Consider the following 19,208-nt stretch of genomic DNA (forward strand, 5'->3'; position numbering starts at 1 on the left):
CGGTCTTTTTCATTTGTAACAATAGACGAGTTATAAGTGACCGCTTAAAATTCAAAATTTTCATTCAATGTATTATTTTAAAACTTATTTTTGATGCTTCTATAATTTTTTATATCACCTGTAATTTTTAAGTTAAAAAACCAAATGAAATCATTTATCAGAATTCTCTTCACTGCGGGAATGCTTTTCACGGCAACTCAATCATGCGCCCAAAGTAAAAACGATTATAAAAGCCGGATCGACAGTTTAATAGAATCTCCTGCGTCTCCAAGACCTTTCAACGGAGTGGTTCTGATTACCCAAAACGGAAAAATAAAATACTCCAAAGCCTATGGTTTTGAAGACAGCAGAACAAAAGTCCCTTTAAAAATGAAGGATCAGTTTGAAATCATGTCCAATACCAAACAGATCACTTCTGTATTATTGCTAAAACAGTTTGAGAAAGGCAATGTGAATCTTCAGGCTCCAATCAAAAAATATATTCCTTCTCTGACACAGCCATGGGCAGATTCGGTCACGGTTCACCACCTACTCAATCATAGCCACGGAATTGTGGATACAGAAAAACCATTGCTCTTTAAACCCGGTACAGAATTTAAGTATGGTAATTTATCAAATATCCTTTTAGGAAAGATCATTGAACAGGTTTCAGGTAAATCTTATATCCAATTGGCAACCGATCTGTTTAAAGAACTTCATTTGAACAATACCTTCTGCTATTCAAAAAATAACCGCAGAAACCTGGTTTCCGGCCATATGAATAAAGATCATGTTTTCACTCCCGTAGAAAATTCATTTATCAATGATGAAAATATGCCTGCTGACGGTGTAATTTCGACCGCTGAAGATATGGCATTATGGAATTCCCTTCTTCATAAAGGAAAAATTTTAAATTCTACAACGTACCAGCTCATGACGACTTCTTCTATCCTGTCACAACATGATGTATTTGGAAAAGATAAGATGGGATATGGTTACAATATTCGGATCGTTAAAGACCAGGGTATTTCTTATCTGGGGCACACCGGTTTGGGTGATGGTTTCGCTTCTTTGAACATATACATTCCCGGTTCGGATGTAAGTGTTATTGTTCTTGAAAATCAGATGAGTGAAGACAGTCGTCTATTCTATTATTATGAAACTCTGATCAAAGATTTTATTTTAAGAAGCGATTGGGCAAAGACTGATCGATAGTTTGCTCCTACTATAAAAATATTCTGTCACAAATAAATGGCGGGATTTTTTTTATCATTACTGAAATTTTATTAACCTATCGGTAACGAACCCATACTGTAAAGCCCTAAAACATTGGTTTTGTTTAAGTATATGTTAAAATTTTTATTTTTTTATCATAAAATAATTTGTTGGTATTTTATTTTTGTTTACTTTTAATATCACATTAAAGTGAACTATTTCGCCCTGTATTTCATTGAAAATAATGCAAAACACACCAAAAACTTAATATATTTTATTATTAACCACCAAACTATGAAAATTATGAGAAAATTTCTGTTATCAATGATGGTATTTGTGGCAGCCCTGTCATTTAATGCCTGTAATGATTCAAACGCGGAACAGCAAATGAGTCAGAATGAAACCATCAGTAAAAATCTTACGGATCTTGGGAAAACGGTTCCGGTAGGGATAGAAGATGAAAATGGAACTTTGAAAGTATCATTTATTGTTACTGCACAGTTTTATACAATTACCCCTACCAAAGAGAATGAAAAGTACATCAGCCTGATCAGAGAAGCGCTGAAAAACGAATCTCCTATCCAGGTTTTTATCAAGCCTAACACGCATGAAATTGCAAAAGTAGAAAAAGGAAGCGAGGATGATATCCGTTATTTCAAATCTGTTTTTACGAAAGAAGCTAAAAATGAAGCCAATAAGTTAACAAGCGTTCTTCCTAACATTGCTACCCTCAACAGCATGTTTACGCTGATTAAAAACCAGGCTTGCGGTACTTCAACGGCGTCTTCACCATGCATCACCTTCAGATATCCTGTAGACGGATGTTATGCAAGAGCTCACAAAATGAGACAAATCCTGATCAACAATGGCTACGACTGTGAGAAGCAGTTTGTTTACGGAAACCTGAGAGCATCAACAGGAACTTGTTGTGTATCATGGAGCTATCACGTTGCAATCCTTGTAAGCTACAAAAATGCTTCAGGGGTTACTGAAAAAAGAATTATTGATCCATCGCTCTTCCCTAGCGGACCTGTTACAGATACCGCATGGAGAAATGCATGCATCAATACAAGCTGCGGATCTGCCTCTGTATCCTCTTATGCCAATACAGCAGGAAATGTCTATTACAGAAGCCCTACTGCCTCTTATCTGTATGATAACAATTTAGTGAACACCAATTGTGTACTGAATATCTTCTCATCACTTTCAGGATGCTCTCCTTCACCAGCTCCAAACGTTGGAGGCTGCGGATTCTAACTAACTTATACAGCTCCTGTATTTTTTTATCATCAAAAGCTGCAGGGGCTGTTTATCAAATATTTTTTCTATGAAAGTCTGGACTTATCTCCTATTAATCTTATTTATGATCACATCCTGTTCCGGCAGTTCAAGTTCGCAGAACCTGACCTGGTATAATCATTCAGTTATCACCAATGTAGCAGAAGATCCGGAAAAACCGGAAGAATTCACTCGGGTATCTATTGGCATAAGTCCTCAGATTTTTTATCTGTCTAAAAAAGCAGATGATTATAAAACTCTTCTTGAAAAAACAAGTCAGAGCCATAAAAAAGGAAAAGCATACCATATAGGTATTGAAAAAAACACCAATATTATTAAGCAAATTAATGAAATTCCTTCAACTAAATAGTTTCTTTTTTGCTCAAATATACTGCACTGAAAAAAACTGACTAAAATAATCAGATGAACCTCATTAAAATCCCCATTATGCTTTTATAATGGGGATTTTTAATTCAGCTCTGTAAAAGAAAAAAAAGGCAAACAACACACTGATTATCAGTAATATATTTATTATTTAGTTAATCTCTACTATTGCCATCAATTAAATCTATCAAAATTAAATTGCGCACAATATAAATAAGTCTACATTTGTGTTGTCATTTAGAGCGAACTTAATTTCGGAAATGATAAACACAGATAAATATAATCTAAAATAAAAGAAATGTCATTAATAGAAGACCTACAATGGAGACATGCTGTAAAAGCATATGATCCTTCAAAAAAAGTATCAGAACAAGATCTTAACACTATTCTGGAAGCTGCAAGACTGGCTCCCACTTCGTCCGGGCTTCAGCCATTCAGAGTTGTGGTGGTAGAAAACCAGGAATTAAAAGAAAAAATGGTACAGGGAGCCCTTAATCCCGAAGTGATGAGAGACAGTTCACTTGTTTTGGTATTTGCTGCATGGGACAGTTATTCTAATGAAAAAATTGATAAAGTATATGATCATCATACCGATGTAAGAGACTTACCGAGAGGACGTTTCAGCAGTTATACTGATAAGATCAAGGAAATGTATGGTGCTCAGACTCCTGAAGAGCATTTTGCTCACACGGCCCGTCAGACTTATATCGCATTAGGTTTAGCGATGGCTCAGGCTGCAGAATTAAAAATCGACAGTACACCGGCAGAAGGTTTCAGCAATGCAGTAGTTGACGAAATTCTTAATCTTAAAGACTTAGGATTAAAAAGCGTAAGCCTGTTATATCTTGGTTACAGAGATGCAGCGAATGACTGGCTTTCTACCATGAAGAAAGTAAGAGTTCCTATGGAGGAATTCATCATTAAAAAATAATATACTCATTCTATTCTTTCATCTTCAATCTTATGGAAAATTCAAAATCGTTACAATTATCAAACCAGATCTGCTTTCCGCTTTATGTGATTGCGAAAGAGATTACCGGACTTTACCGTCCGTTCCTGGATGAGATTGATATTACCTATCCACAATATCTTGTGATGATGGTGTTATGGGAAAATGACGGTCTTGCAGTGAACCATATTGGTGAAAAGCTTTTTCTGGACAGTGGAACTTTAACGCCTCTTCTGAAAAGGCTTGAGGCTAAAGGAATCATCGATAGAAAAAGAAAAAAAGAGGACGAAAGAGTGGTCGAAGTATTTCTAACGGAGTCAGGAAGACAACTTCAACAGAAAGCCTGTGAAATTCCGGGAAAAATTCAAACTAAAATAGGGATAGAAACAGAAGATCTGCTACACCTTAAAGAAACCATCTTAAAAATATTAAACAAAATAGAAAAATAAATGAAAACGTTATATACAACAAAAGTAACAGCACAAGGAGGAAGAAACGGACACGTAAAAAGTGAAAACGGAGTTTTGGATGTTGAAGTAAGAATGCCTAAAGCCCTTGGTGGCGGTAATGATGACTTTGCGAATCCTGAAATGCTTTTTGCAGCAGGATATTCAGCTTGTTTTGACAGTGCTCTTAACCGAGTAATCAGTTTATCTAAAGCAAAAACAGGAGAAACAACGGTCATTGCTCAGGTAAGCATTGGACAACTTGACAACGGAGGTTTCGGATTAGCCGTAGAATTGGATGTTAATATTCCGGGCGTATCTATTGAAGAAGCGCAGGCATTAACAGACCAGGCTCACCAGATCTGCCCTTATTCTAATGCAACAAGAGGTAATATTGAAGTGAAGCTTGCAGTAACGAATAACTAAGATCAATTGCTTTTTAATAAAAAATCTGTTTCTTTGGAGACAGATTTTTTCTTTACTTATGGAAAACAAAAAAACAGGCCTTATTTTATATTATAAATCATAACCAGAGCAAACAGGACTGGAATTTCCTGGTCAACTTAATGACATCCATCTAACAACTTTCCATTCATCCAAGTATAAAACCAAAAAACATCAACAGAAATAGGATATGAATATCATGGATCATAGTTTTTTACTTATTTGTCTTTTAGTGATTGTATTCTTGGCAATTAAATACTATAGTCCAAAAATAAAAGGATATATTGGTGAGAATAAAGCTTCAAAGGCTCTCAAAAGGCTGAATACTGAAAAATATACTGTTCTGAATAATATTGAGTTGAAGATTAAAGGTTCCTCTTCACAGATCGATCATATTATTGTTTCAAATTATGGAATATTTGTTATTGAAACCAAGAATTACAAAGGTTGGATTTTAGGGTATGAAAAAGATAAATCCTGGATTCAGGCTATTTATAAATACAGACGTAAGTTTTATAACCCTATTTTACAGAATCAAGGGCATATTTATGCTTTAAAACACGTATTGAAAAATTATCAATATCTGAGGTATTATTCCATCATTACCTTTACAAAAAGAGCAACGCTTAAAACCAAAACCTATACAGATGTTGTTTATATCAATAAGTTGGTCAAAACAATTAAAAAGTATGATCACGATCACATTAACGAATACACTAAGCAAGAAATTGTCGCAAAAATTCTGGCTGCAAAAATAAACCGTCGAAATAAAGATAAAGCACTACGAGCTAATTCCAACACGAATAAAAATATTTCATGCCCCAACTGTGGTGGATATCTTATGGAGAGAAGAGGTCAGTATGGCGTTTTCTTGGGATGTATAAATTTTCCAAGATGTAAGTATACAAGAAATAAAAAGTAACCAATCTACTCAAAAAGCAGGATAAAAAACGCAACGAAAGATTGAAGTGATATTCAGACAAAACCATTATCTCGTTACAGAATCACTCTTCTTAAAAGCATCTACTTTTTTATAGGAATCATTCTTTTCTTTTTCCTTTTTATCTGAAATTAAAATTCCAAAAAGATGGTCAATTTCATGCTGAAAGATTACCGCAGTAAAACCTTCTACGATTTCTGAATACTTCTGCCCTTTCAGATCCACATATTCTAACTGAATCACTTTACTTCTGTAAAACTGGTCTCTGAATTCGGGAATGGATAAGTCTCCTTCAGGGCCAAGATTCTGCAATTCTGATCTCCAGACAATGACAGGATTGATGAAGTATTCCAGAGGATTTCCCTCTTTATCAAAACGCTGTACCCAGATGATTTTGCGGTTGATTCCTACCTGAGGGGCTGCAATGCCTACTCCACCGTCTGTAGACAAAAAGGATTCTTTCATTCTTTTCACTAAAACTGCGGTATTCGGATCAACAGGATTAATCTCTGAAGATAAGCTTAATAATGTGTTATGCTGATTGGCGTCTGTAGTCTGATAAATAGGAAGTGCCGTATTGACATCTCCGTTGTTGATCAGAGAAATCTCATGGGAAGTCAGTTTCTGCGCATTGATAAAACCGATAAAAAGGATGAACAGAAAAGGTATTTTTTTCATTTTTATTATTTGGAGTTACAAAGATAGATAATGTCCCTTTAAACAGATAAGTGGAATAGAAGTTTTATACAACTCGCCAGAATATTTTAAACAAAAAAACGGACCTAAGCCCGTTTCTATTGAATTTTAAAATGTTTTCGTCATATCAGTCGGAATGATTAGATTGAAATCTGTAGGGATATAGTCTTTAGCAGGTACTTTCAGTTCCGGATCTTCAGATTCAAAAACCGAGATCACCGCCATTTTCAGATTCGGATTCTGCTGCTTAATATACCAATAGATTCCACCAAATTCTTTGCTGTGATAGTTTCCGTTATAGTGAATAAATGTTTTTCCTGTTTGCATACTCTTCAGGATAGATTCAGCCATGGTAGCGTCTTTTGTAGCCTGTGCTGAAATGAAATTCATCACTTTTGTTCCTTCCGCATGGTCTCCCATCATCGCTTTCATTTCCTGATAACCCGGAGTGTCCAAAGTTACTTTAATAGGAAGCTGAGCAATATAGGTTTTCTCTTTATCGCTTAATGCATTCAGAGATTGCAGTCCCTCTTTTGCGGTTTGGGAAGCATATCTCCTTGGAATATTGGTGGCAATGAATTTCACTTTTTTGTCTTTAGCGAAATCTACCAATGGTTTATAATCCGTCGCATAATTATTCCATAAACGGGCTGAATCTTTGAATGTCTTAGCATCAAATTTTCCTTCCAGATATTGATTCAGCTGACCCTGATTGTCTCTCTCAAACATTTCCGCCCCCAGAATGATCTGACCGTTTTTCTTTTCAAACAAACCTTCTGTCAGTTTCAGCTGAAGCCAGTGATTGATAGAGCTGTTGTGATTTTCACCAAAGAAAACGACATCGTATTCCGTCAGTTCTTTAATCAGCTGGTCTGTTTTTACTCCTTTTCCTTTTTTGTCATAAAACTGGTAAGCTTTGAAATCCTGTCCCCTTAATGAACAGAAACCAGCCAGTAAAATGGCTATGAAAATATTTTTCATTTTTATTTTATTTAAACACAAATTACACAAATGATTTTTTACAAATATCACCATTTTTTATGTTGATTCTAAACCACAAAAGTCACAAAAGACTTGTAACACTTTAGTTATTTCGAAAGTTAAATACACTACGTACAAGAAGTACACTTAAGTTCTATGAAAATCTTTGATTTTCAGCTTATGTGCTCTTATTATTTTCAGGATGGTAAAACTTTTAAAACTAAAGTGCTCTAAAGTGTTTAAATAAAAACTTTTGTGACTTTAGTGGTTTAAAAAAATTACAATTGATTTATTCTTTAGCAAATCCAGCGATCTGCATCAAAACAAAAAGACCGCCTTGAATAAAAAAACAAAACGGCCCATTCAAAATCACCTAATTATTATTTTTCTAATTCTGCTACAAGATCTTTCCACTCCTGCAGCTCAGGAATTCCCGGTTTTCTCTTCCCAAAGAACTGAACGATAAAATCTCCTTCTTTGTTGAAAACTTCAATAGCTGTAACTTCTCCGTCTTCAGTAGGTTTCTTTACGATCCATGCTTCAGCAATTTTGGTAACATCTAAATGTAAGTTGAAGTCAGGATCCATGACATTGAACCACTGCTGGTGCCAAAGTGTTTTTTTTACGTTTCCTGTGTGAATCTGGATAATTCCTCTGTTTCCAACGAATACCATGATCGGAATATTCTTTTCTGAAGCATCTTCAAGAACATTCACCACTTTAGCATTGTCGATCTTTTGAGCAAATCCTTCCGGTGCTAATCTTAAAGCCTGAGTTCTGCTTACCCCGAATTTTCTTGTCATCATAAAAAAGTCGTGGGTATCTTTTAATTCTGTCCATGCTTTTTTGAATCCTTCAGCATCAATTTCAGAGTCTGCCTTTTCTGGTGCTTTTGGAGCTACTACCTCAACTGCTAGAGCATCATTTTGATTTTCTGCTTTGAATTGTTCTACAATCGCATCAAAAGCGGCTTCGTTACTGTTTTTTGTCAGATAGATCTTATGAAGCGCCAGACCGTCTTTTCCGAAAAACTGAAGGCTTTTTTTGTCTCCTTCCACAACTGCGAATGCAGATTTCCAGTGGTTCAGGAATATTCTGAGGTCAATATCTTCGCCTACAAAAAGCTGTGCATGCGGGCTGCTGAAGTCTCCATTCTGATAAATTCCTTTTCTTTCGTGCACGCATTCGTCATTACGGGTAAGCGCCATCACCTTTCCTAGTTTCTCTGCCTCGGTAAGGATAGCCGGAAATTCAGGGTTTAAAACGGTTACGCCTTCTCCTATGCTGGTGGCTAATAATTCAGCTTCGCTTACGCCTAACTGTACTGCTGCATTTCGTATTCTGATATGTGGATTTTCTGCCTTCAGAGCCTCCCATTTTTCCTTTAGGTCATTCACTAACGTGCTCATTATTTTATTTTTTTATGGTTAAAACTGTATAAATTCTATGGATGGTTTCTTTTCCTGACTTGCTTTGTATATCTTCTTCTTTCTCGGAAATTTTCATTCTCTTGAAGTGGCTTTCAGAAACCAGCTCTTCCATTTCAGAGTTGCTGTATAGAGTGAAATTGTATTCCGTAAACGGTAGTGTTTCCATGAATTGTCTCTGTCCGAAAGTAAGAACGAAGATGCCGTCCTTCTTTAAAACTCTATGAATTTCATTGAGAAACTCAACCGGATTTTCCCAGAAATAGACTGTGTTGACCGTAAATATTTTGTCAAAAGTTTGGTCTTCAAAGGGAAGTTCTTTTCCTTCATACAATACAAAATCAGCTTGGCTTTTAAAATCTTCATTCAGCCTTTTAGCTTCATCATGCATGGTTTGAGAAATATCAACGCCTGTATATTTCAGATTTTGAGCTCTGCTTAAAATATTTTTAAGGTGTCCGGCATTTCCGTGTCCTATTTCAAGGATGTACTCATCATCTTCTATCAAAAGCGTTTTGATGCTTTCTAAGGTCATGCTGATGTTGGTGGCATTCATCATCTCACCGATCTCTATTCCTTTTTTTCCCTGTGGATTGGCGAGATTCTGCGCGAGGATTTTTAATTCATCTTTTTCCATGGTTATCCAAAAATGATCATTGGGTTATTGGTAATAGGGTGTCCGCAAATGGTGCAGGGAAAATTGTACGCCTCACTGATTGTTTCAGCGGTAAAGACTTCCTGCGGTGTTCCGTAAGCAGATACCTTTCCTGATTTCATTAATAAAATTTTATCTGCAAACTGCGCTGCAAGATTAAGATCATGAAGCACAACGATCGCGCTATTGCCTTTCCTGGTGAAGTTTTTAATAATCTCCAAAGCTTTATACTGATGTTTTACATCTAAATTATTCAGAGGTTCATCCAGAAATACCAGTTTATGGGCGATTTTATTTTCCAGCTGGGCCATTACTCTTGAAAGATGAACCCGTTGTTTTTCACCGCCGGACAGTGTATTGTATTCTCTGTCTTTCAGATGCTCAACATCTGTTTCGTTCATCATTGTATTCATCGCCTCAAAATCTTCTTTACGGGGCTGTGAATCAAAGTACGGATAGCGTCCCATCATGACTACGTCTTTTACGTCGAGAGGAATCTCGTTGGAATTGTGCTGGGAAAATTTAGACTTATGCTTAGATAATTCTTTCACATCCCATTCTGCAATCGACTGGTCTTTGAATAAAATTTCCTGTTTTCCCTGTTTTATTTCATTAGCCAAAATACTGAGCAGACTTGACTTTCCGGCTCCGTTGGGTCCAACAATCGCTAAAAATTCCCCATAGCCTAAAGAGACATCAACGCCCTCAAGAATATGGAAATCCTTGTGAAGATAATTGATCTGATGTGCTTTTATCATTAGAGTGATTTTTTAAATTTAATTAAAATAGCAATAAAAACAGGTCCTCCGATTAATGAAGTCAAAATACCGATCGGCAATTCTGATGGTGCCACAATACTTCGGCTGAAGGTATCGGCGATCAACAGTAAAATACTTCCTAAAACTGCGGATAATGGTAAAATAAACACATAATTTGATTTAAATAAAAGCCTTAAAATATAAGGAACAATAAGACCTACAAAACCAATCGTTCCTGAAAATGCCACACAGGTTCCTACCATCAAAGAGGTGATAATCACAATCTGCCTTTTCAGTTTCTCAACGTTTATTCCTAAATGCTGAGCATCTCTTTCTCCTAACATCATCGCGTTCAGTGCCTTTCCTTTCGGAAGTAAGATCGCATAAGAAATAACGATCACTACCGCCAAAATTATATTTTTTGTCCAGGTAGCTGCAGCAAGACTTCCCATATTCCAGAACGTAAGGTCTCTTAACTGTTCATCTTTTGAAATATAAATCAAAAAGCCTGTAATCGAAAAGCCGATGGATGTGATGGCGACACCGCTTAACAGCATCATGACAACATTGGTTTTCCCTGCGCTTGTAGAAATCCTGTATACCAGCATCATGGCTAGTAAGGCGCCTGCAAAAGCAGATATACCTACGAGTGAAAACTGTACCACTTCAGGAAGATATTGCTTGAAATGTCCTCCTAAAACAATGGCAATTGCCGCAAGTAATGTTGCCCCGGAAGTTAGACCTATTGCTTCACCGGTTGCCAAAGGATTTTTAAATAATCCCTGCAGACTCGTCCCTGAAACTGCGAGCATGCTTCCTATTAAAATAGCCATGACAATTCTGGATGCTCTTACTTCCCAAATTACATATTGATCGCTTAAAGATAAGCCCGGATCACCTTTTATGTATTGCCATAAAACTTTGAAGGGTGATGTTCCTCCAAAGTCGTAGACTCCTGTATTAAGTGCCAGTACTGCTATGATCGCAAGCAGTACGGCACCTATAGTCAGATAAAAGTATAATTTACTTTGTGTTCTCAATTAAAAGTTTGTTTAATCCTACTGCTGCTTCTCCTAGTCTGGGTCCAAAACCTGAAACCAATCCTCCGTCCATTGCGATGATCTTCTTATTTTTACCTGCGTTCGTCTGAGCTACCCCCGGCATTTTAAGGGCTCCTTCATTTCCACCGGCACCCTGAAGTCCTGTTGAGAAGAAGAATAAAACATCAGGATTAGCTTTTACTACTGCTTCCGGTGTCAAAGGTTTGAAATCTTCGAAATCGGTTACTGCATTTTGTCCACCGGCAAGGGTGATGAGAGCATCCATTGGAGTTTTTGTCCCTGAAACCATCAGCATGTTTCCTCTTGCGTAGATGAACAATACTTTTGGTTTTTTAGCAATGGGCTGAACCTGTTTTAAATCCGCATCGATTTTATCGTTCAATTTCTGATAATCTGTATTCCCTACTGCTTTGGCTACATCGGCAATAAGCTTTTTGGTTCCTTCTACCGTAAATTCCTGCTTGAAAACCTCAGTTTTAATCCCTGAAGACTTAATTTTAGCCATTAATTCAGGATTGATATCTTTTTCTGAAGCTAAAATTAAAGTGGGACTCACCGCCATGATCGGCTCGATCGTCATAGATCTTACATGACCAAGATCTTTGGCTGTAGTTTTTAATGTTTCAGGATACGTACTGGTAACATCTGTTCCAACAATTTCTTTTTCATGGCCCAGTGCACTTACAATTTCTGTAACTCCACCGCTCAATGTAACGATCTTGTTGTTGCTTTTCGGAGCTTCAGCAGATGTTTCTGTTGTATTTTCTTTTTTAGCACCTTCTTCTTTTTTGCATGAATAGACTGCCATCAGAATGGAAGCTGCAAGGATAATTTTTTTCATGATATACTATTATTAGATTGATTATAAAGGATCAAATTCGAAATTGGAAGAACCTCTGTTTCCATTTTTGTCTTTCATGGCATTGAATCTCAGTTTGAAATAAAATCCTTCTGCATCTTTTAAGACAAAGAAACGGTCTGAGTATACAAAGGGTTGTGGTATATCGGGCGTTCCTGTAGTGGTTCTCCATTTATCTCCAAGCGCACGCTGATCATTAAAAATAAATTTAGACTGATCTACATCGCTTAATTTGAATGCATTATAAGCCTGTTCAAGATTACCTCCTGCATTGATCTGATATACTCCAACTCCGTCTAAAGTATTGGTGATAATAAAATCAGCGTAGAAATAGCTTCCAGCGCTTGTAGTGGGGGCAGAGAATACTTCGTTGGTAAACGTTGTAAAGGCCAGATCCCATTTTTTCTTTTTCGGCTGTACCTTAGCAGGAGTACCTGTTTTAAGATTGAAATAGCTAAAATTATATTCGGTATCTTTTGGAATAACATATTCCTGATAAGTCGTTGCTGATACATCAGCATACCTTATTTTATAGCCGTTCAGGGCACGTAAAATCTGAATTTTCTTCCAGCCTCTTGAAGCTCCGGATAAACTGACAGATCCGGCTCCGATGTTATTTGAAGGTGGAATATCTCTTCCTAAGTTGACGAGATAGATTGGGTTCTCTGCATCATTTTCTTTAATGGCATCAATTCCTGTGGTTTGGGTCAGGAAATTTCCAATTGGATTATCAACATACTGCATATTGGATACACTGAATGTTCCAACCTGAGCTTCTGCTTTCAATGCAGTAACGTCTGATTCCTTTACAAGATTGATATCTGTAGCATTCGGAATTTTGGCAACGGTCATCGCTATAGATCCATTGATCACTACACGGAATGCATCTCCTGTGTAAAACCCAAGATCCCAGCTGGTTCTGGTATTGGTGGCAGCATTCTGGTAATCACTTAAATCAATCCACACCTGATTAGGTTCTGTAGGTCCTCCAACGGCAACATCTACTATTGATCCTGTAAGGGGAGCCACCGGCACCGGATCTTCATCTGCTGCAAGGCATGACTGCAAAGCAACAATAGAAAGAAGGGATAGAATTTTTAAATAGTTCATAATGATCGCTTATGTTTTAAAATTGATAGATTAATCTTGCAAAATAGCTTCTTCCGTAATATAAATTAATACGGTCTGCCCCGGCAGTGTGAGCCGATCCTGCATTGGCTGTAGAATTCAGACTGGTAACATCGAAGATGTTTTTAACCCCCACCGAAACTTCCAGATGATCTTTCCAGAAAGGCTGACTGACAATGAAGTCCATCATATGAAAACCATCTGTTTTACCCAGTCTGAAGCCTTCGGAATCACTTTCCAGCACATAATTTCTTCCAGGCCCTGTATATTTATAATACAATGAAAAGCCTGTCCCTGAATTTTTCAGTTTGTAGTTGGCCGATGCTCCTGCCTGTACAAGATATTGGAAATCTGTAGGAGAAGTGTGCTCCAATTCATTCATTGATACTGAAGTCCCATTAACCGAACCTCTTAAAGAAAATGCTAACTGGTCTTTTCTAAAATCTACGTTAGCAGATAGAAGCATGTTTCTATAAGTATTGAGGTTCATATATTTATAGGTGGAAGGTTTTTTCACCATCACCATTTCTATTCTGTCCTGTACGTCAAGGTAAAGTGCATTAACGCCATACGCTATTTTCCAATCGTTACCCGCCGAAAAATTCTGATCCCAGAAAAGACCCGCCGAAAAACCTTTTTCAGGATTCAGATCAGGATTTCCCTGAAGGTCATGATTAATATTCACAAAGTAGGTAAACAGCTCGTCGTAGGTAGGAAAACGGTTGGCCGTACCGGCAACAGCTCTCAGATTTGAATTTTCAGAAGTTTTAAGTCTTGCGGAAAGAGAGTAATTAAACTGATTATCAAACCTATCACTGACCGAAAGTCGGGCTCCTGGTCTTACTGAGAATTGATCTGAAATGTTCCATTCTCCTGAAACGAAATTGGAGTAAGTGAAGATATTTCTTTTCACAGAATCCCCAAAAAACTGTCCTGCAATAAGGGCTGCCTGACCGTTCGTATAATCTAATTCATAACCAAGCTGAAAATCAAAGGTTTTATTGTTCAGGAAATTACTGAACATTCCTCTTGAATAGACGATATCGGTTTGATAATAAGATCTTTTTTCATCCTTACTTGTAACCGATCTGTTAGGAATATCGTAGTTGTAATCAAAGTATTTTCTATCCTGCGTCTGGTAAGAAAAGTCTCCCATATAGCGGATATTTCCTAAATTTGCCTGGATGTTGAACTGATGAATCCATCGGTTGGTATTGTATTCTCTATCCCTGCTCTGATACACCACACCTCCCAGCCCGTCGTTCAGAGGAATTCTACTCATTTCCGGATTGTAAAAATTAAATTTTTCGTTCAGATAAGAAAGCTTATAGTAGAATGAAGTTTTGTTTTTGGTGTATCTTATCAATGCTGAAGCATCATATTGATCCTTCGGATTCCATTCATAGCCTCTTTTTATTTCAGGATCTGTTCCGAAATATTTATACCCTCTGCTCTCACCTTCATATCCCATGAATTGATTATGGTTGAAACTGATATTCGCAAACCAATTGGAATCTATATTATAATCTACGTTAAAGTTCTGAATATGTCTACCGTTTCCTTTTTTCTTAAGGTCGTAGTTATTTCTTACCGTTTCTTCCTGAAGAGATGCTTTTACTGCAACCTTTTTTGCACTTGTTTTTCTTGTAATAATATTGATTACTCCTGCTACTGCTCCATTCCCGTACTCCACTCCCATGCTTCCCTTGACAATCTCAATCCTTTCTATATTGTTCAGAGAGAGTTTGGTAAGGTCGATGTTACTTCCAAGTCCTGTATCTCCAACTACCGGAATATTATCAATTAATATTTTTACATAATTTCCATCAAGTCCCATCATATTGGCTGTAGAATTACCCGAACGGGTGTCTGGCGTAATCTGGATATTAAGACTTTGATTAAGAACATCTGCCACATTGGTTGCCGCCATATTTTTGATCTGTTGGGCATCGATGACATCAACTTTATATATTGATTTGTTGATGGACTGCTGGGTATACTGCCCGGTAATGACAACTTCCTCTATTTTATTTTTAGTAAGAGAATCTTTTTCTTGTGCGTTCATCCAAAAGGCAATGGATAGTGACAGAACGGAAAGCACCTTCTTCTTCATAGAGTAAAAATTTTGGCAAATATAATGCTTTATTTAGAATAGTTAAAAATAAATACTTATTTTTGTAGAATAATTCTAAATAAAAATAACGTTATGAAATTAAAACTACTTTTAGGAACATTAATGCTGACGGCTTTTACAGCGAATGCACAAGTAGCGACGCTTAATGAAAATTTCAACAACTTTACTACCGGAACGACTACTTTTCCTCAGGGAGGCTGGTCCGCAGTAGTAGCTCCTATTACAGGTGCATTTCCACCGGCACCCCCAAGAATGATTGTAGCTGCTCTGGAAAATGATAATACACAGAGATTTATCCAATCTTATGCGGGTAATAACGCGACCACTCCTTCTTATCTTGTTACTCCTCTGATTGAAAATCTAACAGGAAATAAGGTTTTGACATTTACAGCTACGTTGGTATCTCCATCTCCAGGGCCCGGAACGATTCAGATAGGATTAGCAACAAGCCCTAGCGATATGTCCACTTTTGTGGGGGTAGGAACTCCTATCAATGTAACGACCATTGGAGTTATTCAGAACATCAGTGTTAATATTCCTTCGACTACAGGTTCTTATATTGTTTTTAAATTTACTCCAACGGCTACGCACGTCGCTATCCAGATTGATGATGTAGCCTATAAGCCAAGTACCTCATTGGCAGTCAATGATACTTCTAAAATAAAAGAGAACTTTAAATTTGCTGTAAATTCTGACAATACTGCTTTAGAATTTATCGCCAGAACAGAACCTAAAAATATTGAGATTTACTCTGCAGCAGGACAAAAAGTAGCTGAAGGAAAATTAAAAGGACAGAAATTTGACATCAGTACTCTTCAGAAAGGAGTTTATTATATGCTTGTGGAAACCGCTGAAGGATCAGCAGTTCAATCTAAGTTCATTAAAAAATAAGATTTATCAGACTGTATATCCCTTTACAAAGCCGGCCGGAAGATTTCCAGCCGGCTTTTTTTGTACTGAAAACAATTATTTTTTCGATCGATTATTATGAAACAAGACAAATGTCATGTTTTTATTTAGACTGATTAAAAATAATTATATACTTTTGTAGAATCATTCTAAATAATAATTTAAAAAATCAGTTATGAAAACAAAACTATTATTGGCTTCAGTTCTTGCTCTTTCTGTTCAACAGACTGTTTTAGCACAAACTGATGCATTAGGATATATGCAGGCAAATATGACGATGGGCCCTTCATACCAGAATCGTGTGTTTTTTAATCTTGCCAACGGTAATATGGTTTCTCAGCCAGCCAATACGTGGGATGTTGCTTTTTACAGAAATTCCAACTTTGCATTTGGTTCGAGAGTGAATGATGCGATGAGTATCGAAGTATATACTGCTTCTACCAACATGGCAGATTGGGATAATATCAACATCAGCAATATAGGAAGCTGGGGTGAGCCTTTATACAATCCCGATCAGGCGACAGACATAAGCCAGGGAGCTTTTGAACAAGGGCCTGTTACCCATCCTACTCTTCCTTCAACGGGCTGGGGAGTATATAACAGCTTGAATCACCACATTGAAGGGAAAGCAATTTTTGTTTTGAAATATACCACCTCCAATACCTACGTAAAATTTGCTATTGAAGATGCTTTTGCAGGATACACTTTTAAATATTCAAAATGGAACGGAACAGCATGGGGCCCTACTGAAACCAGAACCCTTGCCAACGGATCGGATGATGCGTACTTTAACTACTTCTCCTTCACGACAGGAGCAAAAGTTCCTAACATGGAACCTTCTAAAAGCGGCTGGGATCTTATGTTTACCAAATATTATACTTTCTATAACAACATGATGATGTACCCTCTTACCGGGGCTATTCAGGGACCCAGTGTAAAAGTAGCCAAAGTGCAGTCTGAAACCCAGGAAACAGCGACTTTTACGACTCCTGCTGACACCAATTTCTCATCAAATCTTACCACGATAGGTCATTCATGGAAAGGGATTGGAAACGTTTACAACAATGTAGTGTATTACGTGAAAAAAGGGAATGACTATTACAGAATGTACTTCACAACCAACGGAGGCGCTACTACAGGAGACATGTATTTCAAATACAAAAAGATCACCGCCACTTTGGGAATTACAGAAGTAAGCAAAAAAGCTTCTTTCGGGATCTATCCCAACCCAACGACGGCAGACAAAAAAGTAACTGTTCTTTTTGATGTTAAAGAAAAAGCCAACAACAAAGGGAGCATAGAAGTCTATGATCTTACAGGAAAAAAAGTCTATACTGCAGAACTGACCAATCAGGCTGGTTTCTACAAGCAGGATCTTAACTTATCCCACCTTACTGCAGGAAATTATCTGGTAAAAATCACTTTTGGCGGCAGTACGGAAACAAAGAAACTTATCGTAAAATAAACTCAAAATTTTAATACTTTCTATTTTTTCTAATCAAAAGGCGGTTTCAGAATTCTGAAACCGCCTTTTATATGGTATTTTTAATTCAAAGATTGAAAGATTAGAGAATTAAAAGATAACAATTTTTGTAACCCCTGCCTCTTTAAATTTTTAAATGCTTACCTCTTTAAAATTAATAAATTTTAAACCCTTTATACACTTCTACAGCACTTTCCATGATTTTTGAAGCATCTTTACGGAAATCCAGAAGATGATCCTGTCCATTGTGTCTGTTGTGATGCTCAACGCTTTCCCAAAGTTCAACCATAAAAAAAGTTCCTTTATTGTCTTTGTCTTCGATCAGGTCGTACTGAAGGCATCCTTCTTCTTTTCTCGTCTCTTTTACAAGATTTTGAAACAATTCTACAGCGTCCATCAGATAGTTTTCGTTAAACTTAAAAAGCGCTATTACATGTAAATTCATTGTCTATTATTTAATGATGTAAATGTAAATATTTTCGAAGCTAAAAATGTTTTTGAAGCTTTTATTTTTTCACGAATTTCATTTGTTTTAATTAAAAACTGATTTATAAATAGTTATAGAACTCATGACAATAACAAGGATCCCGATGACCAGAAACATTTTCTTCACAGGAAGCTTTGCCGTGAGCATCGCAGAAAATGGAGCGGTGATAATCCCGCCTATCAGAAGGCCAAGAATAATGTTCCAGTGCTGGATTCCCAAAGTAAGGAAGAAAGTAACAGCCGCTGTTATGGTCAGTATGAATTTGGCTACAGTAGAACTGCCGACTGCAAATCTTGGGGTAAATGCATTTTTAATAAGGGTTCCGGTAACCAGTGGTCCCCAGCCTCCTCCGGCAAATGAATCTATAAATCCACCAATTAAACCAAGCCTTGTCAGATGAGTCTTTCTTTTCATGGCCCTGTTTTGTTTCTTTTTAAACGCGTTGGAAAGGATCTGAATTCCCAGATAAAGAGTGTAGAACGCAATAAGTGTTTTCGTGATCTTCGCATAGTACTCTCCCAGATACGTAAGGCTTAATGCCCCGATGACCGCTCCAATCACGGCAGGAATGGCCAGTTTTTTAACCAGACTTTTACTTACATTTTTCAGTTTGATGTGGCTCAAACTTCCGGCAGCTGTGGTAAAACTTTCTGCAGAATGGATACTGGCACTGACGATATGAGGCGGAATATTCAGAAACAAAAGGGTGGTCGTACAGATCACCCCATATCCCATTCCCATGGATCCGGCTACGATTTCTGCAAATACACCGACCAGGAGCATCCAGTAAAAAATATAATGGTCTTTGGCTAAAATATTCAGCAGCTCATCCATATAACCTAGTTCGTACATGGATACCATTGCAATCAGCAGTATTGCCGCTGTAATAAAGAATACATTGAGTCTTATCTGGATTTTTCTTGAAATTATCATATCACAATATCATTACAGCCCTTGATCTACAATTCTGGTTCTTAGATAAGATACTTTCCTTT

Annotated in this window: 20 protein-coding genes; 9 read left to right on the top strand and 11 right to left on the bottom strand. The window is 37.1% G+C overall.

Annotated elements, in window-relative coordinates:
* Positions 1-144 precede the first annotated feature (144 nt).
* The 7 genes from EG346_RS22680 to EG346_RS22710 all read left to right on the top strand — a co-directional run bounded on the left by EG346_RS22680 (position 145) and on the right by EG346_RS22710 (position 5,617).
* The gene (locus EG346_RS22680; protein WP_123881919.1) at positions 145-1,194 is read left to right on the top strand and encodes a serine hydrolase domain-containing protein; all 1,050 of its coding nucleotides are present in this window, start codon (positions 145-147) and stop codon (positions 1,192-1,194) included.
* 303 nt (positions 1,195-1,497) lie between these two features.
* The gene (locus EG346_RS22685) at positions 1,498-2,451 is read left to right on the top strand and encodes a protein-glutamine glutaminase (RefSeq protein ID WP_123881922.1); all 954 of its coding nucleotides are present in this window, start codon (positions 1,498-1,500) and stop codon (positions 2,449-2,451) included.
* Positions 2,452-2,557: 106 nt separating this feature from the next.
* Complete coding sequence (locus EG346_RS22690; protein ID WP_073334997.1) at positions 2,558-2,842, top strand: hypothetical protein; 285 nt, start codon at positions 2,558-2,560, stop codon at positions 2,840-2,842.
* Positions 2,843-3,154: 312 nt separating this feature from the next.
* Positions 3,155-3,787: an NAD(P)H-dependent oxidoreductase gene (locus tag EG346_RS22695; RefSeq protein WP_123881925.1), complete on the top strand. Its 633-nt coding sequence runs from the start codon at positions 3,155-3,157 to the stop codon at positions 3,785-3,787.
* 32 nt (positions 3,788-3,819) lie between these two features.
* Positions 3,820-4,254: a MarR family winged helix-turn-helix transcriptional regulator gene (locus EG346_RS22700; protein ID WP_073334999.1), complete on the top strand. Its 435-nt coding sequence runs from the start codon at positions 3,820-3,822 to the stop codon at positions 4,252-4,254.
* On the top strand, positions 4,255-4,677 hold the full coding sequence (locus tag EG346_RS22705) for an organic hydroperoxide resistance protein (RefSeq protein WP_073335000.1): 423 nt from the start codon (positions 4,255-4,257) through the stop codon (positions 4,675-4,677).
* 262 nt (positions 4,678-4,939) lie between these two features.
* Positions 4,940-5,617, top strand: coding sequence for an NERD domain-containing protein (locus EG346_RS22710; RefSeq protein ID WP_228429359.1), 678 nt, complete (start codon positions 4,940-4,942; stop codon positions 5,615-5,617).
* Between the two features lie 66 nt (positions 5,618-5,683).
* Here EG346_RS22710 and EG346_RS22715 read toward each other — a convergent pair whose 3' ends face one another.
* The 9 genes from EG346_RS22715 to EG346_RS22755 all read right to left on the bottom strand — a co-directional run bounded on the left by EG346_RS22715 (position 5,684) and on the right by EG346_RS22755 (position 15,313).
* Positions 5,684-6,313, bottom strand: coding sequence for a peptide deformylase (locus EG346_RS22715; protein ID WP_123881931.1), 630 nt, complete (start codon positions 6,311-6,313; stop codon positions 5,684-5,686).
* Between the two features lie 126 nt (positions 6,314-6,439).
* Positions 6,440-7,312 carry a ChaN family lipoprotein gene (locus EG346_RS22720; RefSeq protein ID WP_123881934.1) on the bottom strand — a complete coding sequence of 291 codons (873 nt, stop codon included), beginning with the start codon at positions 7,310-7,312 and terminating at the stop codon, positions 6,440-6,442.
* A gap of 380 nt (positions 7,313-7,692) precedes the next feature.
* Positions 7,693-8,721 (bottom strand): hemin-degrading factor, encoded by a 1,029-nt coding sequence (locus tag EG346_RS22725; RefSeq protein WP_123881937.1) that lies wholly within the window; start codon positions 8,719-8,721, stop codon positions 7,693-7,695.
* 4 nt (positions 8,722-8,725) lie between these two features.
* The gene (locus EG346_RS22730; RefSeq protein ID WP_123881940.1) at positions 8,726-9,376 is read right to left on the bottom strand and encodes a class I SAM-dependent methyltransferase; all 651 of its coding nucleotides are present in this window, start codon (positions 9,374-9,376) and stop codon (positions 8,726-8,728) included.
* A 2-nt stretch (positions 9,377-9,378) separates the two neighbouring features.
* On the bottom strand, positions 9,379-10,152 hold the full coding sequence (locus EG346_RS22735; protein ID WP_123881943.1) for a heme ABC transporter ATP-binding protein: 774 nt from the start codon (positions 10,150-10,152) through the stop codon (positions 9,379-9,381).
* Positions 10,152-11,192, bottom strand: a complete 1,041-nt coding sequence (locus tag EG346_RS22740; protein ID WP_073335006.1) for a FecCD family ABC transporter permease — start codon at positions 11,190-11,192, stop codon at positions 10,152-10,154. Before EG346_RS22740 ends, EG346_RS22735 begins: the two co-directional genes overlap by 1 nt.
* Positions 11,176-12,054 carry a heme/hemin ABC transporter substrate-binding protein gene (locus EG346_RS22745; RefSeq protein ID WP_123881946.1) on the bottom strand — a complete coding sequence of 293 codons (879 nt, stop codon included), beginning with the start codon at positions 12,052-12,054 and terminating at the stop codon, positions 11,176-11,178. The genes EG346_RS22740 and EG346_RS22745 overlap by 17 nt, the downstream gene beginning before the upstream one ends.
* A gap of 21 nt (positions 12,055-12,075) precedes the next feature.
* Positions 12,076-13,182 carry an HmuY family protein gene (locus EG346_RS22750; protein WP_164466272.1) on the bottom strand — a complete coding sequence of 369 codons (1,107 nt, stop codon included), beginning with the start codon at positions 13,180-13,182 and terminating at the stop codon, positions 12,076-12,078.
* Between the two features lie 16 nt (positions 13,183-13,198).
* On the bottom strand, positions 13,199-15,313 hold the full coding sequence (locus EG346_RS22755; protein WP_123881952.1) for a TonB-dependent receptor plug domain-containing protein: 2,115 nt from the start codon (positions 15,311-15,313) through the stop codon (positions 13,199-13,201).
* A gap of 93 nt (positions 15,314-15,406) precedes the next feature.
* On the opposite strand from EG346_RS22755, the gene EG346_RS22760 reads away from it, so the two are divergent.
* Both EG346_RS22760 and EG346_RS22765 read left to right on the top strand, forming a co-directional pair.
* The gene (locus tag EG346_RS22760; RefSeq protein ID WP_073335010.1) at positions 15,407-16,225 is read left to right on the top strand and encodes a T9SS type A sorting domain-containing protein; all 819 of its coding nucleotides are present in this window, start codon (positions 15,407-15,409) and stop codon (positions 16,223-16,225) included.
* Between the two features lie 193 nt (positions 16,226-16,418).
* Positions 16,419-17,708 carry a T9SS type A sorting domain-containing protein gene (locus EG346_RS22765; RefSeq protein ID WP_123881955.1) on the top strand — a complete coding sequence of 430 codons (1,290 nt, stop codon included), beginning with the start codon at positions 16,419-16,421 and terminating at the stop codon, positions 17,706-17,708.
* A gap of 172 nt (positions 17,709-17,880) precedes the next feature.
* Here EG346_RS22765 and EG346_RS22770 read toward each other — a convergent pair whose 3' ends face one another.
* A complete protein-coding gene (locus tag EG346_RS22770) occupies positions 17,881-18,171 on the bottom strand; it encodes a putative quinol monooxygenase (protein WP_073335012.1) in 291 nt (96 codons plus the stop codon).
* 87 nt (positions 18,172-18,258) lie between these two features.
* Complete coding sequence (locus tag EG346_RS22775; protein ID WP_123881958.1) at positions 18,259-19,146, bottom strand: sulfite exporter TauE/SafE family protein; 888 nt, start codon at positions 19,144-19,146, stop codon at positions 18,259-18,261.
* Between the last annotated feature and the right edge of the window lie 62 nt (positions 19,147-19,208).

It is taken from the genome of Chryseobacterium carnipullorum (genome assembly GCF_003815695.1).
GTDB classification, from domain to species: Bacteria; Bacteroidota; Bacteroidia; order Flavobacteriales; family Weeksellaceae; genus Chryseobacterium; species Chryseobacterium carnipullorum.

Excerpts from the sequence above, each read along its gene's own strand:
- EG346_RS22765 (WP_123881955.1), top strand. The coding sequence starts at position 16,419 with ATGAAAACAAAACTATTATTGGCTTCAGTTCTTGCTCTTTCTGTTCAA.
- EG346_RS22720 (WP_123881934.1), bottom strand. The coding sequence starts at position 7,312 with ATGAAAAATATTTTCATAGCCATTTTACTGGCTGGTTTCTGTTCATTA.
- EG346_RS22745 (WP_123881946.1), bottom strand. The coding sequence starts at position 12,054 with ATGAAAAAAATTATCCTTGCAGCTTCCATTCTGATGGCAGTCTATTCA.
- EG346_RS22695 (WP_123881925.1), top strand. The coding sequence starts at position 3,155 with ATGTCATTAATAGAAGACCTACAATGGAGACATGCTGTAAAAGCATAT.
- EG346_RS22775 (WP_123881958.1), bottom strand. The coding sequence starts at position 19,146 with ATGATAATTTCAAGAAAAATCCAGATAAGACTCAATGTATTCTTTATT.
- EG346_RS22750 (WP_164466272.1), bottom strand. The coding sequence starts at position 13,182 with ATGAACTATTTAAAAATTCTATCCCTTCTTTCTATTGTTGCTTTGCAG.
- EG346_RS22700 (WP_073334999.1), top strand. The coding sequence starts at position 3,820 with ATGGAAAATTCAAAATCGTTACAATTATCAAACCAGATCTGCTTTCCG.
- EG346_RS22755 (WP_123881952.1), bottom strand. The coding sequence starts at position 15,313 with ATGAAGAAGAAGGTGCTTTCCGTTCTGTCACTATCCATTGCCTTTTGG.
- EG346_RS22770 (WP_073335012.1), bottom strand. The coding sequence starts at position 18,171 with ATGAATTTACATGTAATAGCGCTTTTTAAGTTTAACGAAAACTATCTG.
- EG346_RS22730 (WP_123881940.1), bottom strand. The coding sequence starts at position 9,376 with ATGGAAAAAGATGAATTAAAAATCCTCGCGCAGAATCTCGCCAATCCA.
- EG346_RS22685 (WP_123881922.1), top strand. The coding sequence starts at position 1,498 with ATGAGAAAATTTCTGTTATCAATGATGGTATTTGTGGCAGCCCTGTCA.
- EG346_RS22735 (WP_123881943.1), bottom strand. The coding sequence starts at position 10,152 with ATGATAAAAGCACATCAGATCAATTATCTTCACAAGGATTTCCATATT.
- EG346_RS22690 (WP_073334997.1), top strand. The coding sequence starts at position 2,558 with ATGATCACATCCTGTTCCGGCAGTTCAAGTTCGCAGAACCTGACCTGG.
- EG346_RS22705 (WP_073335000.1), top strand. The coding sequence starts at position 4,255 with ATGAAAACGTTATATACAACAAAAGTAACAGCACAAGGAGGAAGAAAC.
- EG346_RS22725 (WP_123881937.1), bottom strand. The coding sequence starts at position 8,721 with ATGAGCACGTTAGTGAATGACCTAAAGGAAAAATGGGAGGCTCTGAAG.
- EG346_RS22715 (WP_123881931.1), bottom strand. The coding sequence starts at position 6,313 with ATGAAAAAAATACCTTTTCTGTTCATCCTTTTTATCGGTTTTATCAAT.
- EG346_RS22760 (WP_073335010.1), top strand. The coding sequence starts at position 15,407 with ATGAAATTAAAACTACTTTTAGGAACATTAATGCTGACGGCTTTTACA.
- EG346_RS22680 (WP_123881919.1), top strand. The coding sequence starts at position 145 with ATGAAATCATTTATCAGAATTCTCTTCACTGCGGGAATGCTTTTCACG.